The organism is Halochromatium glycolicum (assembly GCF_016584085.1).
Taxonomy (GTDB): domain Bacteria; phylum Pseudomonadota; class Gammaproteobacteria; order Chromatiales; family Chromatiaceae; genus Lamprobacter; species Lamprobacter glycolicus.
The window spans coordinates 12,875-28,379 of the sequence record NZ_NRSJ01000038.1; the positions used below are offsets into that span (position 1 = coordinate 12,875).

The 15,505-nt window shown below is 64.7% G+C and carries 11 protein-coding genes; 4 read left to right on the plus strand and 7 right to left on the minus strand.

Translation table 11 applies throughout. The features are described 5' to 3' along the window. Positions 1 to 25 precede the first annotated feature (25 nt). On the minus strand, positions 26 to 1,189 hold the full coding sequence (gene carA, locus CKO40_RS17480) for a glutamine-hydrolyzing carbamoyl-phosphate synthase small subunit (protein ID WP_207173705.1): 1,164 nt from the start codon (positions 1,187 to 1,189) through the stop codon (positions 26 to 28). A 688-nt stretch (positions 1,190 to 1,877) separates the two neighbouring features. Between carA and CKO40_RS17485 the strand changes: the two genes are divergently transcribed. Both CKO40_RS17485 and CKO40_RS17490 read left to right on the plus strand, forming a co-directional pair. After that, complete coding sequence (locus CKO40_RS17485; protein ID WP_200347738.1) at positions 1,878 to 2,891, plus strand: OmpA/MotB family protein; 1,014 nt, start codon at positions 1,878 to 1,880, stop codon at positions 2,889 to 2,891. Then, complete coding sequence (locus tag CKO40_RS17490) at positions 2,888 to 3,757, plus strand: motility protein A (protein WP_200347739.1); 870 nt, start codon at positions 2,888 to 2,890, stop codon at positions 3,755 to 3,757. Before CKO40_RS17485 ends, CKO40_RS17490 begins: the two co-directional genes overlap by 4 nt. 152 nt (positions 3,758 to 3,909) lie before the next feature. On the opposite strand, the gene trxC is transcribed toward CKO40_RS17490, so the two are convergent. Beyond that, positions 3,910 to 4,344 (minus strand): thioredoxin TrxC, encoded by a 435-nt coding sequence (gene trxC, locus CKO40_RS17495; RefSeq protein WP_200347740.1) that lies wholly within the window; start codon positions 4,342 to 4,344, stop codon positions 3,910 to 3,912. A 186-nt stretch (positions 4,345 to 4,530) separates the two neighbouring features. Here trxC and trxA point away from each other — a divergent pair, with 186 nt between their 5' ends. Next, positions 4,531 to 5,394, plus strand: a complete 864-nt coding sequence (gene trxA / locus CKO40_RS17500) for a thioredoxin (protein ID WP_200347741.1) — start codon at positions 4,531 to 4,533, stop codon at positions 5,392 to 5,394. Between the two features lie 193 nt (positions 5,395 to 5,587). Here the strand turns inward: trxA and tilS are convergent, their stop codons facing one another. Further along, positions 5,588 to 6,892: a tRNA lysidine(34) synthetase TilS gene (tilS, locus tag CKO40_RS17505; protein WP_200347742.1), complete on the minus strand. Its 1,305-nt coding sequence runs from the start codon at positions 6,890 to 6,892 to the stop codon at positions 5,588 to 5,590. Between the two features lie 112 nt (positions 6,893 to 7,004). Then, the gene (locus CKO40_RS17510) at positions 7,005 to 8,003 is read right to left on the minus strand and encodes an acetyl-CoA carboxylase carboxyltransferase subunit alpha (protein WP_200347743.1); all 999 of its coding nucleotides are present in this window, start codon (positions 8,001 to 8,003) and stop codon (positions 7,005 to 7,007) included. 354 nt (positions 8,004 to 8,357) lie between these two features. Here CKO40_RS17510 and CKO40_RS17515 point away from each other — a divergent pair, with 354 nt between their 5' ends. Next, positions 8,358 to 10,541, plus strand: a complete 2,184-nt coding sequence (locus tag CKO40_RS17515) for an HAD family hydrolase (RefSeq protein WP_200347744.1) — start codon at positions 8,358 to 8,360, stop codon at positions 10,539 to 10,541. A gap of 420 nt (positions 10,542 to 10,961) precedes the next feature. Here the strand turns inward: CKO40_RS17515 and pbpC are convergent, their stop codons facing one another. The 3 genes from pbpC to CKO40_RS17530 all read right to left on the minus strand — a co-directional run bounded on the left by pbpC (position 10,962) and on the right by CKO40_RS17530 (position 15,430). Beyond that, on the minus strand, positions 10,962 to 13,070 hold the full coding sequence (gene pbpC / locus CKO40_RS17520; RefSeq protein WP_338074213.1) for a penicillin-binding protein 1C: 2,109 nt from the start codon (positions 13,068 to 13,070) through the stop codon (positions 10,962 to 10,964). Between the two features lie 73 nt (positions 13,071 to 13,143). Then, on the minus strand, positions 13,144 to 14,469 hold the full coding sequence (gene rimO, locus CKO40_RS17525; RefSeq protein ID WP_200347745.1) for a 30S ribosomal protein S12 methylthiotransferase RimO: 1,326 nt from the start codon (positions 14,467 to 14,469) through the stop codon (positions 13,144 to 13,146). Between the two features lie 316 nt (positions 14,470 to 14,785). Continuing rightward, complete coding sequence (locus tag CKO40_RS17530) at positions 14,786 to 15,430, minus strand: hypothetical protein (protein WP_200347746.1); 645 nt, start codon at positions 15,428 to 15,430, stop codon at positions 14,786 to 14,788. Positions 15,431 to 15,505: the final 75 nt, after the last annotated feature.

A 15,505-nucleotide genomic window follows, 5' to 3' on the forward strand; every position in this document is an offset into this window, starting at 1 on the left:
CGTCGGCGTCTACTGAATCGACCGCTCAAACAGGCTGTCCGGAACGCTCGGCGCACGCATCCATCATCGCGGTGAACTGTGCGAACAAGGGCGCTACATCGTGCGGTCCTGGGCTCGCTTCCGGATGTCCCTGGAAGCTGAAGGCTGGATGCGTCCGGTGCCGCAAACCCTGCAGTGACCCATCGAATAGCGAGCGATGCGTCGCCTCGACCTCCTCCGGCAGGCTCTGCTCATCGATCGCGAAGCCATGATTCTGGCTGCTGATCATCACCCGGGCGGTCGCCAGATCCTGCACCGGATGATTCGCACCGTGATGTCCGAACTTCATCTTGACGCTCTGCGCCCCAGTGGCCAACCCGAGCAGCTGGTGCCCGAGACAGATGCCGAACAACGGCATGTCGAGCGAGAGCAGCTCACGGATCGCCGCAATCGCGTAATCGCAGGGCTCCGGGTCGCCCGGTCCATTGCTCAAGAAGATCCCGTCCGGCTCCAACGCGAGCACCTCCGAGACAGGCGTCTGCGGGGGCACCACCGTGACCCGGCAGCCATGATCCACGAGCAATCGCAGGATGTTGCGTTTGATCCCATAGTCAAAGGCGACGACATGGCGCGACAGCCGGTTGTCATCCCACGACGATGGCTCAGGCAACCCGCCGGCAAGGCTCCAGGTCCCCTGCGTCCAGCGATACGGGCTGCTAACCCCGGCCTCCCGCGCCAGGTCCATCCCCTTGAGCCCCGGGAACGCAGCCGCGGCCGCGAGCGCCGCCTGCTCATCGGCCTCTTCACCGGCGATCAGGCAGCCATTCTGAGCCCCCTTCTCGCGCAGCAGCCGCGTCAGCCGGCGCGTATCGATGTCGGCGATGCCGACGACCTGATGCCGTTCGAGGTACTCGCTCAGGGTCTCCCGTCGCCGAAAATTACTCGCCACGATGGGCAGGTCGCGGATGATCAATCCGGCGGCCTGAACCGCCGTCGACTCCTCGTCCTCATCGTTCACACCGGTGTTCCCGATGTGCGGATAGGTCAGCGTGACGAGCTGCCGTCGGTATGAGGGATCGGTCAAGATCTCCTGATAGCCGGTCATCGCCGTATTGAAGACGACCTCGCCGACACTTTGGCCGCGGGCGCCGATAGACATCCCACGAAAGACCGAGCCGTCTTGCAGGACGAGGATCGCTGGAATCGTCAACACAGTCTCCGAGGCAATCGGTGGTGCGGATCGTGCTCCGAAACGCGGTTAGCAATCGATGAGGCCCGGTCCGCATCGGACCTCTGCGGCTAGACGACCCAGCTGTGCTCGACCTTCAAGCCAAGGTCGACTCGACGCCGAGAATAACCAGCCAGTCCGTAAGCGTACCCCTGCGGGACCTCGCCCGCTCAGCCCCGCCGAGCGCTCGCGGACCCGCGCGGTCGCGGTGTAAAACGGCGTGGATGTTAGCGAAACCCTCAGGGACTGTCCATCAACAGTGTTGCAATGCAGCACCATCCAGCACGATGCGCAAGCACGCTGACCCGACGCGGAACCTGTTGACTCTGGAACCCGCTTGTCCGATACCTGAAAGATGCCCAGGCAAAAGGGTTTCGATCGTCCGGCGCCTGGCATGAAAACGTGCGGGCCTCGTTGACCCGAGTGCCGATCGGGTGTCCAAGACCCAGTCACCTGGATGCAATCGCGCTCCAAACCAGAAAGAGATGGCACCCTAGGGCGCTCACGGATGGCCCGGATGCCGAGTCAACAACGGCTCACTCGAGCACCGTCTCACAGAGCCTCAGGAGGCACAGCGCAACGACTTGACAAAATCGGGTCTTACGCAGCTCAAGTTCAGGCGCCACCACGGAAAGCTCACGCTGTCGCGATTAGCGTCCATATCAGATTCATGCCAACTCGCTACCAAACGGACATTTCTCTGGGGGAAGCCAATGTTTACCCGCCTCCGCCCACGCGACCCGAGCGCGCACAAGGAGCTGATGACGCTCCCCTCTCGGTCGAATCACGAGTCGATGAAACGTCATCAGGGGAGAGAAACAGGGGGCTTCACAGGGAATCCGAGACGCTAGGCCTATTCGGCGGGGAGAAGAACACGCACTGGTCGATCCCGTGGGGGGACCTCATGATGGTGATGTTCGTGCTCTTCGCGGTCCTGGTGACACTGCAGATGCGCGAGAATCAACGTTTGGTGGAGAGCGCCGAGCGCCAAAAGGAGGCCCTCCAGCAGCAGGAGGCCCTCCAGAGAGAGCAGAAAGAACGCAATGCTGAGTCAACCCAGCCCGAGGGGATCAAACCGCAGCCGCTGCCGTCCCCACCTATCAGACCTCTAATGGAGTACCCCAGCTTCGAGCCGCTGATGCAGGTCGATATCTTCGAGCGCAGCCAGGACGCTGTCCGCGAGACGCGCATCGACAATGTCGAGATCGTGCTGTTGGAAGATGATTCGGTTAAGGTCAGTGTACAGGGACCGGTGTTCTTCGAGCTTGGCGAGGCTGTGCTGCGGCCGCAAGTGCAAGAATTTCTTGAACGGCTTGCCGGTGTCATCGCGCAAACCCCCTATGCTATCCAGGTCATCGGGCACACCGACGATCATCCCGTTGATACCGAGGTCTTCCCGAGTAATTGGGAGCTCTCAGCGGCGCGCGCCGCGCGCGTTACCCGCTACCTGATTGACACCGCCGACATTGACCCACAACGCTTCACGGTGATGGGCCGCGGCGAATACGCCCCGGCGGTCGCCAACACCAGCGACGCCAACCGAGCGCTCAACCGCCGCGTGGAGATCATTGTTACGCGCGACACCATGGAGCCCAAACAGGAGCCCAAACAGGAGCCCAAACAGGAGCCCAAACAGGAGCCCAAACAGGAGCCCAAACAGGAGCCCAAACAGACGACAGAATGAGCCGACTGAACTACCTCGCCGTCGCCCTCTTCGTCACCCTGTTCGCAAGCAGTTTCCTGCTGACCGATGCTGCAGGGCTGTTCTTGAATGCGATCGCCTTCGTCATCGTCGTCTCTGGGACACTGGGGGCAACCTTCCTCAGCTACCCGGCCAACGACATACGGACGGCCATCTTGGTCGCACGCAATAGCTACGTCCGCAACCCCCCGTCCGACCATGAGATCATCGATCTGCTGCTCGACATTGCGGTGCGCTCTCGCCAACAGGGCATCATGGCCCTTGAGCAGATCGAGGAGCAGACGACGGTCAGCTTCCTGCGCTCGGCCCTTGGCATGCTCGTGGACGGCTACAAGGCGAACGAGGTCCGCGACATCCTGGCGACCGAAATGCACTATTTCCGCCAGCGCCGCGCCCGGCACGAAAAACTGTTCCGCTATATGGCGCAGCTCGCGCCCGCGTTCGGCGTGGCTGGATCAGTCGTCGGGCTGATCGGCATGCTAGCCGGGATCGGTGATCCCGACGTCATCCTGAGCACCACCCCGATCGCGCTCACATCGACGCTCTATGGCATCTTGCTGGGCAATTTCGTGCTTACGCCTATCGCCGAGAACATCAGCGCGAAGACTGGTAAGGAGCTGATGCTGCAGACGCTGATCAGTGATGGCGTGCTGGCAATCCTGCAGGAGCGCAACACGATGAAGCTGGCACGCAAGCTGGAGTCATTCCTAACACCCGCGAGACGACATGAGCCCACACGCAGCCTGCTCGAGATCCGCGAGCGTTACCGAGCGCTGCGCCGCAATCGCGGAGCAGGAGTCGAGGCCGCATCCAACTCCCCGATCGACGCGAGCCCCAATCGGTTCTGACGGAGTCCCAGTACCGGGCTGCAGCCCCCAACACAACAGCCCCTTAGCAGTCCCTTCGCGGCAGCGGCTGCAGCGAAAGGCGGTGTCGGAGCCTACAGCGCAAGACCGGAGTGCCAACAGGGATGGTTTACAACAAAACCCAACCGTTGGCATTAGAGTTGGGAGGTGACCCAGCGCACGATCCCGTTGGTATCCATCGCACCAGCTTGACGGGCGCGTTCCTGGCCGCCAGCGAAGATCGCGATGGTCGGGATGCTGCGAATCCCGAAGCGCATCGCCAGCCCCTGCTCCTCCTCGGTATTGACCTTCGCGAGCCGGGCACGCGGCTCCAGCTGCCCCGCTGCGGCCTCGAACGCAGGCGCCATCATCTGGCAGGGGCCGCACCACGACGCCCAGAAATCGACCACTAACGGCAGATCGCTGCGCGCGGTGTGACGGTCGAAACGTGCCTGATTCAGCGCGATGGGGCGGCCATCGAACAGTGGACGATGGCACTGTCCGCAGTGCCCGCCCTCGACAAGACGCTCGGCCGGAAGCCGATTGACCGCATCGCAGTGCGGACAGACGACATGGATTGGATTTGACATGGGCATTCCTCCTGTAAACGACCCCAAACATCAGTGCAGCCGGTGAACGCTGCGTCGCGAGCGCACTGCTCAACCTAGGTCAGGGCCCACTAGCTTGATTGAAGGTGAAGCCCCAATTATTTTCCAACCGGAGAACAAGCGCCAAACTTGAAACCTCCGCGCAACTCACCAACAAGGGAACCGCGCATGACAGACTCTCCTCATATCGCGACCGTTACCGCCGCCGACTTCGAGTCCGTGGTCATCCAGGGCTCGTTCGAGCGGCCGGTGCTCGTGGACTTCTGGGCCGACTGGTGCGCGCCTTGCCGACAGCTGATGCCCATCCTGTCGCGGCTCGCCGACGAATTCAAAGGCCAGCTCCTGCTCGCGAAGGTCGACACCGAGGCCGAGCAAGCACTCGCCGCACAGGCCGGCATCCGCAGCCTGCCAACGGTGCAGTTGTACAAGGACGGCCAGCCCATCGATCAGTTCATGGGTGCCCTGCCCGAGGGGCAGATCCGAGAATTCCTCGCCCGGCATATCAGCCGCGCCTCGGACCGCCTGCTGGACCAGGCGCGGGACGCGATGGCCGGGGGTGATCTCAGCGGCGCCGCAGCGCTGATCGAGCGTGCCGAGCGCGAGGACCCCGACAACAACCGCCTGTTCGTCGCGCAGGTCCAGCTAAAGGCCGCAGAAGGCGATGCCGATGGTGCATTGGCGATGCTCGAGCGCACGCCGCTCGACCTCGCCGATGACCCCGAGCTGGCGGCACTCCGCGGCCGGCTCGCATTCAGCGCTGCAGCCGCCGAGGCGCCACCGACGGAGGCGCTGACCGCGATCCTGGCCGAGGACCCGAACAACAGCGAGGCGCGCTACCAGTTGGCTGCGCGCCAGGTGCTCGCTGATGACCTCGAATCGGCCCTCGAGAACCTGCTGACGCTGCTGCGGCGCGACCGTCAATACGGCGACGACGCGGCCCGCAAGGGCATGCTCGCGATCTTCGACCTGCTCGGCGGCAGCGGCGAGCTGGTAACGCGCTATCGGGCCAAGATGCTGAGCAGCCTGTACTGAGGGCGGCCGGTCCAACGCTCATGGCATGGTGCCACCCCGGACGATGAATCCCGCGTGGTTCAAGGTAACAAAATGAGTCCTACAGCCAACGGATTCAGGAGCTTGCACGAGTCAAGCGGCCGCCTGACAGGGCGTCTAAAGGCCGGAGAGGATGCGAAAAAGGATTGAACGCGCGGAGCCGGCACTGCAGTGCTCAGTCGAACCACCCGAACCCTTCCCACGGATGGCCACGCCAACGGACGGCCGTCTTCGACAGCCCGCAGCCGCAGACACCGGGGACCAATCGCAACGCGCCTGCTGGATCGACCAACAGCGGCACCAACGGGCGCAGCCAGCTCGGAATGCCAGCCTCTTGGAACAGCTTGGTCAGCGGACGCCGCGGCCGGGCCTCTGCTGCACACAGTCGGCCTGGCTCGCCGAATCGAACCTGAAGCGGCGGTAACGGCGCCTGTGGCGCCTCGAGCCAACCGAGGCCGCTTGGCAGTTCGAGCTTGTGCCCTTCAACCCAATCGAGCGCCACTGCCGGAGGCGGCGGCAGCGGCACCAATGCGAACAGATCGTCCCGATAGCGACGCACCTCGCACCCTGGCCAGGCGACCAATGGGGTCGCATCCGCGCGCGCACCGAGGACCTCGTCGAGGATGCGCCTCAAGAGCACAGTGCTGGGGGCCAGGAAGCCTCTTGCGGTCAGCCAGCGCCTCAGCAGCAGGCGGGCCTGACGCGGCTGGAGTGCGGCCAAGCCTGCCACCGAAAGCGCACTAGGCCGGCCGCCCGCAACCGCCGGCAACTGCGCATCCGCCCATTCATCGAGGGTCTGCGCCGCGTCGGCGCAATGCCCCGCTGAGCGCGCGATGGTCCGTGCTGCCGCCGGCCAGCGCTCACGGAGCAACGGCAATACTCGGGAGCGCAACCGGTTGCGATCAAATGCCAGGGTCTCGTTCGCTGGATCATCCAGCCAGCATAGATGGTGCTCCCGCGCATAGGCCAACAGGGCATCGCGTTCGATCCCGAGCAATGGGCGCAGCAGTGTTCCGGACCCGAGCGGCGCCGACTGCGGCATCGCTGCCAGCCCGTGCACACCGCTGCCGCGCAACAGGGCCAGCAACAGTGTCTCGGCCTGGTCATCGAGATGCTGCGCCGTCATCAGCGTATCGCCAGGGGTAAGCACCTCGGCCAAGACACGATAGCGCACCTCCCGAGCAACCGCCTCGAGACTCTCGCCCGGGCGGCGCGAGACCTGCACCCGGCGCCCCGTGAACGGGACATCAAGTCCGGCACAGACCGCCCGACAATGGTTGGACCAGTCACCAGAGGCCGGATGCAGGCCATGATCGACATGGATCGCATGCAGCCGCAGCGAAAGCGGCTCCCGCAGCCGGGAACAGGCATGCAAGAGCACATGGGAATCGAGCCCTCCACTGAAGGCGAGCCATAGCCGCGCGGGGAACGGCCAGCGCTCGAGCTCGCTTCGCAGGACCTCAACCGAGAACGCAGCCATGGCCGCAGTCGCTCATCGACGCGCTGCAACGCGGCTCACCGGACCGATTGGCTAGAGAGCGAGCGGTGCCGCTCGGGGCTGGAACGGCTGTGACCACCGCCGCAATGCCCGTTCACTCCTTGAAACGCCCGTACCCGCGCAAGCGCTCATAGCGGGCGACGAGTAGCTGATCGACCGGCTGACTCATGACCTGCTGCAGCTCGTCCACCAGCACCATCTTCAACGAAGAGGCGGTATCCTCGACATTGCGATGCGCGCCACCGCGAGGCTCAGGCACCACCGCATCGACCAGACCGAGCTCATACAGTCGATCCGAGGTGATCGCCATCGCCTCGGCCGCGGACTGGGCCTTCTCGGCGCTCTTCCAGAGGATCGAGGCACAGCCCTCGGGTGAGATCACCGAATAGGTACTGAACTGGAGCATGATCAGCCGATCGCCGACCCCGATCGCCAAGGCACCACCCGAGCCGCCCTCGCCGGTCACGGTCACGATGATCGGCACCCGCAGCCCGGCCATCACCTGCAGGTTGCGCGCGATCGCCTCGCTTTGGCCACGCTCCTCGGCGCCGACCCCCGGATAGGCGCCCGGCGTATCGATGAAGGTCAGGATCGGCAGGCCGAAACGCTCGGCCATCTGCATCAACCGCAGCGCCTTGCGATACCCTTCCGGCCGCGGCATGCCGAAGTTGCGGCTGATCTTCTCCTTGGTGTCGCGGCCCTTCTGATGGCCGATGACCATCACCGCCTGGCCGTCGAGCCGCGCCAGGCCGCCGACGATCGCACGGTCGTCGGCAAAGGCCCGATCGCCGTGCAGCTCCTGAAACCCCTCGAAGACGCGGTCGACGTAATCGAGGAAGTAGGGCCGCAGCGGATGCCGCGACAACTGCGAGATCTGCCAGGGCGTCAGCGACGAGAAGATCTGCTCGGTCAGCGCCCGGCTCTTGGTCTCCAGGTGCTCGATCTCGTCGGCGATATTGATGCCGTCCTCATCGCCGGGACCATGCCGGCCCAGATGTTGGGCACCGAGCGTCGCGCCGAGGTGGCGCAGCTCTTCGATCTTCGCCTCGAGCTCGGCGACCGGTTGTTCGAAATCGAGAAAGTTCAGGTCCATAGTCGCCGGATTCTACGTGAAACCGCATGCGTCGCGACAGTCAGGATCTTTCCGAATCAGCCCGCGACGCGCAGATCCAGGCGCGCAGCCTCCGCTCAGATCCGATATTCTTCATGATCCTGCGATGTGAATAGCCACGCTATCGCATCGCCCAGCGGGTTCCCGGAGACTCGATCAACATGACCGCACAGCCCTGACGATGTGCTGAGTTTCCAATGACCAGCGGGTGTTTTGCTAGGACTTCTCGGCCTCCCATCACGATCTAGACTGTCCGGCCGCAGCGCGCGCCGTCGCGCTTGGCGACCTTGGGAACCGAGAGATCACTTCCGACTCCGACTCGTGCCAGCCAGCCGTATGACCCCACCGCCAGATTCTCGCTATCTCGTCTTGATCAGTGTCCACGGCCTTATCCGCGGCAACAATCTCGAGCTCGGACGCGACGCCGATACCGGCGGCCAGACGCTCTATGTCGTCGAGTTGGCAAGAGCGCTCGCCGCACGGGACGATGTCGAGCGGGTTGACCTCTTCACCCGTCTCGTCGATGATCCGCATTTGAGCCCGGATTACGCCCAGCCGGTCGAAGAGATCGGCAACGGCGCCCGTATCGTCCGCATCGAAGCCGGTCCCGCCGAATACCTGCCCAAGGAACAGCTCTGGGACTACCTCGATACCTTTGCCGATAACATGCTCGGCTTCCTGCGCGATCAGGAGACCGGACCCAGCCTGATCCACAGTCACTATGCCGATGCCGGCTATGTCGGCACCCGGGTCTCGAACCAGCTCGGCGTGCCGCTCGTGCACACCGGCCATTCGCTCGGTCGGGTCAAACGGCGCCGCCTACTCGCCTCCGGCGTCAAACAGGAGGTGATCGACGCGCGCTACAACATGGATCGTCGGATCGACGCCGAGGAAGAGACACTCGGCGCCGCCAGCCTGGTCGTCACCAGCACGACGCAAGAGATCCAGGAGCAGTACGGCCTCTACGACCACTATCAGCCCAATCGGATGTCGGTCATCCCGCCCGGCACCGACCTGACCCGCTTCCACCCACCAGATGGCGCCGAACAGAAGGCGCCGATCAAGAAGGAGCTCGCCCGCTTCCTGCGCGAGCCGAAGAAGCCGATCATCCTCGCCCTCTCGCGCCCCGACGAGCGGAAGAACATCGCGACCCTGGTCGATGCGTTCGGCGAGTCAGAAGAGCTTCAGAACACCGCGAACTTGGTCATCGTCGCTGGTAATCGCGACGACATCCGCGATCTCGACAGCGGCGCGCAGCAGGTCCTGACCGATATCCTGATCCTGATCGACCTGCACGACCTCTATGGCAAGGTCGCCTACCCGAAGCACCACAGCGCCGACGAGGTCCCGATCCTTTATCAGATTGCAGCCGCCTCGCGCGGCGTCTTCATCAACCCAGCATTGACCGAGCCGTTCGGGCTGACCCTGATCGAGGCCGCTGCCAGTGGCTTGCCAATCGTTGCGACCGAGGACGGCGGCCCGATCGATATCATCAGCCATTGCAAGAACGGCATCCTGATCGACCCGCTCGACAAGCAGGACATCACCAAGGCGCTGCTGAAGGTCGTCAGCGATGCTTCACGCTGGAGGAGCATGGCCAAGAACGGCCTCAGCGGTGTCAAGGCGCACTACTCCTGGGAGGCGCACGCCGAAAGCTATGTCAAGGCGATCGCGCCCCTGCTCGACAAGGTCGAGCCGCCACCGCGGGCACCGGTGGCCCGGCGCCCGATGCTCTATCACGATCGGGCGATCTTTACCGACCTCGACCAGAACCTGCTCGGTGATCCCGACGCCCTGGCCGATTTCCTGCGCATGATCCGCGAGAACCATAGCTGCACCAGTTTCGGGATCGCGACCGGCCGGCGGCTCGATTCGGCCCTGCAGGTGATGCGCCGCTACGGCATCCCGCGTCCGGACGTGCTGATCACCGCGCTCGGCACCGAGATCTACTACGCCCCTCAGCTCACCGCTGATGCCGCCTGGGCGCGACATATCGACCATCTCTGGTATCCGCGCCGGGTGCGCGACGTGCTCGCCGACCTGCCCGGTATCGAGCGTCAGCCGAAGTCCGAGCAGAGCCGCTACAAGGTCAGCTTCTATATCGACCCGGAGCGAGCCCCTTGCCTCGACGAGATCGCCAGTATCCTGCACCAGGCCGATCTCAACGTGCATCTGAACCTCTCGTTCGGTCAGTTCCTCGACGTCGTCCCGGCGCGCGCCTCGAAGGGACTCGCACTGCGCTATGTGGCCGACCAGTTCAGCATCCCGATCGAGCACTGCCTGACTGCCGGCGGCTCCGGCGCCGATGAAGACATGATGCGCGGCAATACCCTGGCCGTGGTCGTCGCCAACCGCCATCACGAGGAGCTCTCGCAGCTCACCGATACGGAAAGCATCTACTTCGCCGAGAAGCCGTTCGCTGCCGGAATCCTCGAGGCGATCGAGCACTATCGATTCTTCGATGCCTGTCAGGTGCCGCGTCGACCCGAAGACGAGGCGGCGCAGGATTCGGATGGTTAGTCGCATTCCTGGGTTCGCATGCGCCCTGGGCTGTTGCGCACCGTTACCTTCCTGGCTGCCCTCCATCTGCCGGAGTGACCTGAGCCAAACGATCGCTCAGGCGATTGCCGGAAAAGCTCGTACCGAATTGCGCAGGATTGTCGTTTGCCTTCGAGGAGCGTCGCCGGGAGCATAGCCGGGCTATGTGACCGGCGGCGCGACGAAGAAGGCGAGCGAAAAGACCAGCAAGGCGGTATGAGCTTTGACAGAAGTCGCCTCAGGTCGCTGGTCTTGAGCCTTGCCACGCAAGCCCGCTCCCTTCACGGCGGATAGTCCGAGTATCGGGCATGGCCCGTTGATCCTTTGAAGGTCTCTACCTGTCTGCAGAGGGTGAACCTTGCTGATTTGTTGACCGATCCGGAAGATCGGACCGGCAAGACATCACCGAAGCTCCACGCTCACGTGGCTTGAACGGCCATCGGCATCGACAACGGCAATGGTCGCGAAACCGGTGCCGTCCGGCTGCCATCGTGCGACCCGGGCATAGGGTTCGCGCGCAACCGGCACACCGTTGGCGAGCCAGAGGAACGGTGGGCGCCCGTTGCGGACCTTGAGCACCAGCGCCTGCACATTGCTGCCGGCGGACCCGCCCACGAGATCGATGCGCGCCCCGTCCGGCGGGAAGGCAATAGCAGGCCCCTCTCGACCGGACTCCGCGGTCTCGTCTGCAGCCCGCTGCAAGGGTCGCGGCAGTTGGGCCGTCGACGCGAACAGTACTCCATTCGGCGGCCCCGGCAGTGGTACCTGTTTGCCGATTCGCGCAAACGCATTGCGCAGGATCGGCACAGCGGCATTGCCCCCGGTCAGGCCCGGCACCGCAGCGCCATCGGGGCGGCCCACCCAGACACCGACCACATGCGCGCCGTCGTAGCCAAGCGCCCAGGCATCGCGATAGCCATAAGACGTCCCGGTCTTGATCGCGATCCCGTCGCTGCGCTGATCGAGACGGCCCGCGCCGGAGAGGATCGAGCCGAGATACCAAGCCGCCCGCTCCTCGAGCACCGGGTTTGCCGGCCTGTCGGCTGCATCGCGTCGCTGGGCAGCGGCATCATCTTGAGCCACGAGCCGCTCCCGCAGGTGGACCGACTGACCGCCATTGGCGATCGCCGCATAGAGGGCCACGAGCTCCTTTAGCGTCAGTCCGAGCCCGCCGAGCCCGATCGCGAGCCCCGCCGGAGCGGACGCCACGGCTGGCAGCTCCGGCTGAGCCCCGGCACGTCTAAGGCGCGCAAGCAGCCGCGCCGGGCCAACGTGCTCGAGCAAGGTCACGGCCGGGACATTCAATGACTGTTGCAGCGCGCTGCGCACCGTGACCGTGCCCTGGAACCCGCGATCGAAGTTCTCGGGGACATAGCCACCGAACGCGCTCGGGCGATCCTCGATCAAGCTCTCCGGATGCGCCAGACCGAGTTCGAATGCCAGCCCATAGATCAAGGGTTTCAGGGTCGAGCCGGGTGAGCGCGGCGCACGGGTCATATCGACGAAGCCGTCACGCTCGCGGGCGAGCAGGTCCGCCGAGCCGACGCTCGCAAGCACCTCGCCGCTGCGGTAATCGGCCGCCAGAAGCGCCACCGATACCGCGTCGGGAAGACGCGCGGCCCGCTCTGCGGCCAGCGTCTCGAGACGCTGCTGCAGCTCGGCATTGAGGGTCAGTCGGTGCTCATCAGCCACCGCAGAAGCCGAAGAAGCCACTGGCGCCGAAGCGACGAGGCGCCGCGTCAGATGCGGCGCGAGCAATGGGAAGGGGCGCCGCTCGGTCGGGATCGGCTCACGCCGCGCCGCCGCGGCGGCGTCGGCATCGATCAGCCCAAGCGCCTCGGCGCGCGCGAGCACCCGGTCGCGTCCGCGCCGCGCCGCCTCCGGAAAGCGATCCGGCCGGCGCTGTTCCGGGGCCTGCGGCAAGGCTACCAGCAGCGCCGCCTGCGCCGGCGTCAGGCGCGCCGGCTCACGTCCGAACCAGGCCAGCGCCGCGGCGCGCACACCCTCGAGATTGCCGCCGAATGGCGCCAGGTTCAGATAGGCGTCGAGCACCCGACCTTTTTCGACGTCGCGCTCGAGCGCCAATGCCCCGATCAGTTGGCGCCATTTATCGTCGAACGAACCCGTCGCCAGCCCGAGACGGAGCCGCACCACCTGCATGGTCAGGGTCGAGCCGCCGGAGACGATGCGCCTATGCCGCAGCATCTGCCAGGCGGCGCGCACCAGCGCCCGTGCGTCAACGCCGGGATGAACGAAGAAGCGCTGATCCTCGTAGCCGATCAGCATTTGCAGATAGAGCGGATCGACATCGGCCTGGGTCACCGGCAGGCGCCAGCGCCCATCGGCGACGGTGAAGGCCCGCAACAGACGCCCATTGCGGTCCAGCACGACCGGCGAGCGCGCGATCTCCAGCGACACCGGCTCGGCGCTGGTCAGGACAGCTTCGACCAGCAGCCAAGCGCCGATCGCGGAGATGGCAAGGGCGATCAGCCCGATCGTGATCCAGGCCACGGACCGCTTGGCCAGGGTTATCGATTTCAGCCAGGGCGACGGGAGCGATTCCAATGACCTGATCGATGAGGGCCTAGGACCCGTTCACCGGCTCGGCATAGAGATCATGCTCATCGCTGGCGGTGATCTCGACCTCGATGAAGTCGCCCGGGTCCAGCTCCCAGGCACCATCGATGATCACGCTCCCATCGATCTCGGGCGCATCGGCATGGCTGCGCGCGATCACCTGCTCTTCCAGCACCTCGTCGACCAGCACGATCTCGCGCCTGCCGATGCGCTCGGCCAGTTTCGCGCGGCTGATCTCGGCCTGGACCGCCATGAAGCGTTGATGGCGCTCCTGCTTGACCTCTTCGGGCACCGGATCGGGCAGCGCATTGGCGGCGGCCCCCTCGACCGGCGAGTAGCTGAAGCAGCCGACCCGATCCAGCCGCGCCTCGCGCAGGAAGGCCAATAATTGCTCGAAATCGGCATCGGTCTCGCCTGGGAAGCCGACGATGAAGGTGCTGCGTAAGACCAGCTCCGGACAGATCCGGCGCCAGTCGGCGAGCCGTTCGAGGACCTGCTCGGTCGCCGCCGGCCGACGCATCGCCTTCAGCACCGACGGGCTGCCGTGCTGCAGTGGCATGTCCAGATAGGGCAGGATCAGCGCGTCGGCCATCAGCGGGATCAGCCGGTCGACCTGCGGATAGGGATAGACGTAGTGCAGCCGAATCCAGGCCTGCAATTCACCGAGGGTGCGCGCCAGGGTCTCGATATCGGTCTTCAGCGGCCGCCCCTGCCAGAAGTCGGTCCGATACCGGGTATCCAGCCCGTAGGCGCTGGTGTCCTGCGCGATCACCAGCAGCTCGCGCACGCCGGCCTCGACCAGCCCGTGGGCCTCATCAAGGATACCGCCGATTGGCCGGCTGAACAGGTCGCCGCGCATGCTCGGGATGATGCAGAAGCGGCAGCGATGATTACAGCCCTCGCTGATCTTGATATAGGCGTAGTGGGCCGGAGTCAGCTTGATCCCCTGCGGCGGTACCAGGTCCAGGAAGGGATCGTGTGCCGGACGCGGCAGATGCGTCTGGACGGCCTCCATCACCGCGTCCTCGGCCTGCGGACCGGTCACGGCCAAGACCTCCGGGTGCGCGTCGCGGATCACATCGGCGCGCGCGCCCAGGCAGCCGGTGACGATCACCCGGCCATGTTCGTCCAGGGCCTCACCAATCGCGTCCAGCGACTCGTCGACCGCGGCATCGATGAAGCCGCAGGTGTTGACGACGACCAGATCGGCCGCGGCGTAATCGGACGCGATCTGATAACCGTCGGCCCGCAGCCGGGTCAGGATGCGCTCGGAGTCGACCGTCGCCTTCGGGCAGCCGAGACTGACGAAGCCGACCTTAGGGATGGATCTCATATCAGAAGCCTGGATATGCTAAGCGATTATGGTCACTCGCCCTGGTTTCCGGACAGGCTGACCCCGCCGGTGCTGACTGTTCCGGCGCTTTCTGTCCGGCGATCAGGCGAAATGGCTATACCTTGAATCCCGCAGAATCGACCGTCCGGGTGGCAGCGCGCCAAGGGCGCTACCGAGAATCACGCGGGATTCATCGTCGGGGGTAGCGCGGTGCCATGCGCGTTAGCAGCAAAGGCTCCGCAGAGATTGCGCAAGGCCGGCTAGGTGCTCTTGGCCGCGAAGCGGAGCGGTCTGCTGCACGTTATTGGTTATCCCCCTATGGAAAGAGCCACTCCAACATCCGGATGAAGCCAACCACCGCCCCCACGGCGCCGACCAACCAGAGCGTCTGGCGGTGGATGGCGGTGCGTAGACTGGCCTCGGTTGCCTTGATCTCCACCCTGGCTTCCTGAACCTCGACACGCACCTCTTGGACCTGCAGCTCGACCTGCTTGATCTCTTTTTGCAGCCGCAGCTCCATGTCCTTGTTCTCGCCGCGAACGACCTCGATCTCCTTGGTCAACCCGCCGCGAACGACCTCGATCTCCTTGGTCAACCCGCCGCGAAGCGCTTCGAACTCCTTGGTCAACTCGCCACGAAGCGCCTCGAGCTCCTTGGTCGACTCGCCACGAAGTGACTCGATCTCCTTGCGCAGATTGAGCTCTACCTGTTTGAGCTCTTTCTGCAAACGCAGCTCCATGTCCTTGTTCTCGCCGCGAACGACCTCGATCTCCTTGCGGACCTCCTCGATTTCTTTCTGCAGCCGCAACTCGGATTCACGCACGTCGTGTGCGGTGGCGACCTCACTGGCGCGTGGCCAGGCCTCTTCGAGCCGACCGATCGCGTGGGCGATCAGCTGGAAGCGCGCCTGATCATCGGCCGCATCGGAAAGCTGCTCATAGAGCTCGAGTGCAACACTCATGGGGGATCACTTCCTGACATCACGCTTTCGCTAGACTGGCATCGGCCCGATCGGCTGTCCAGCCACCTCTGGGAT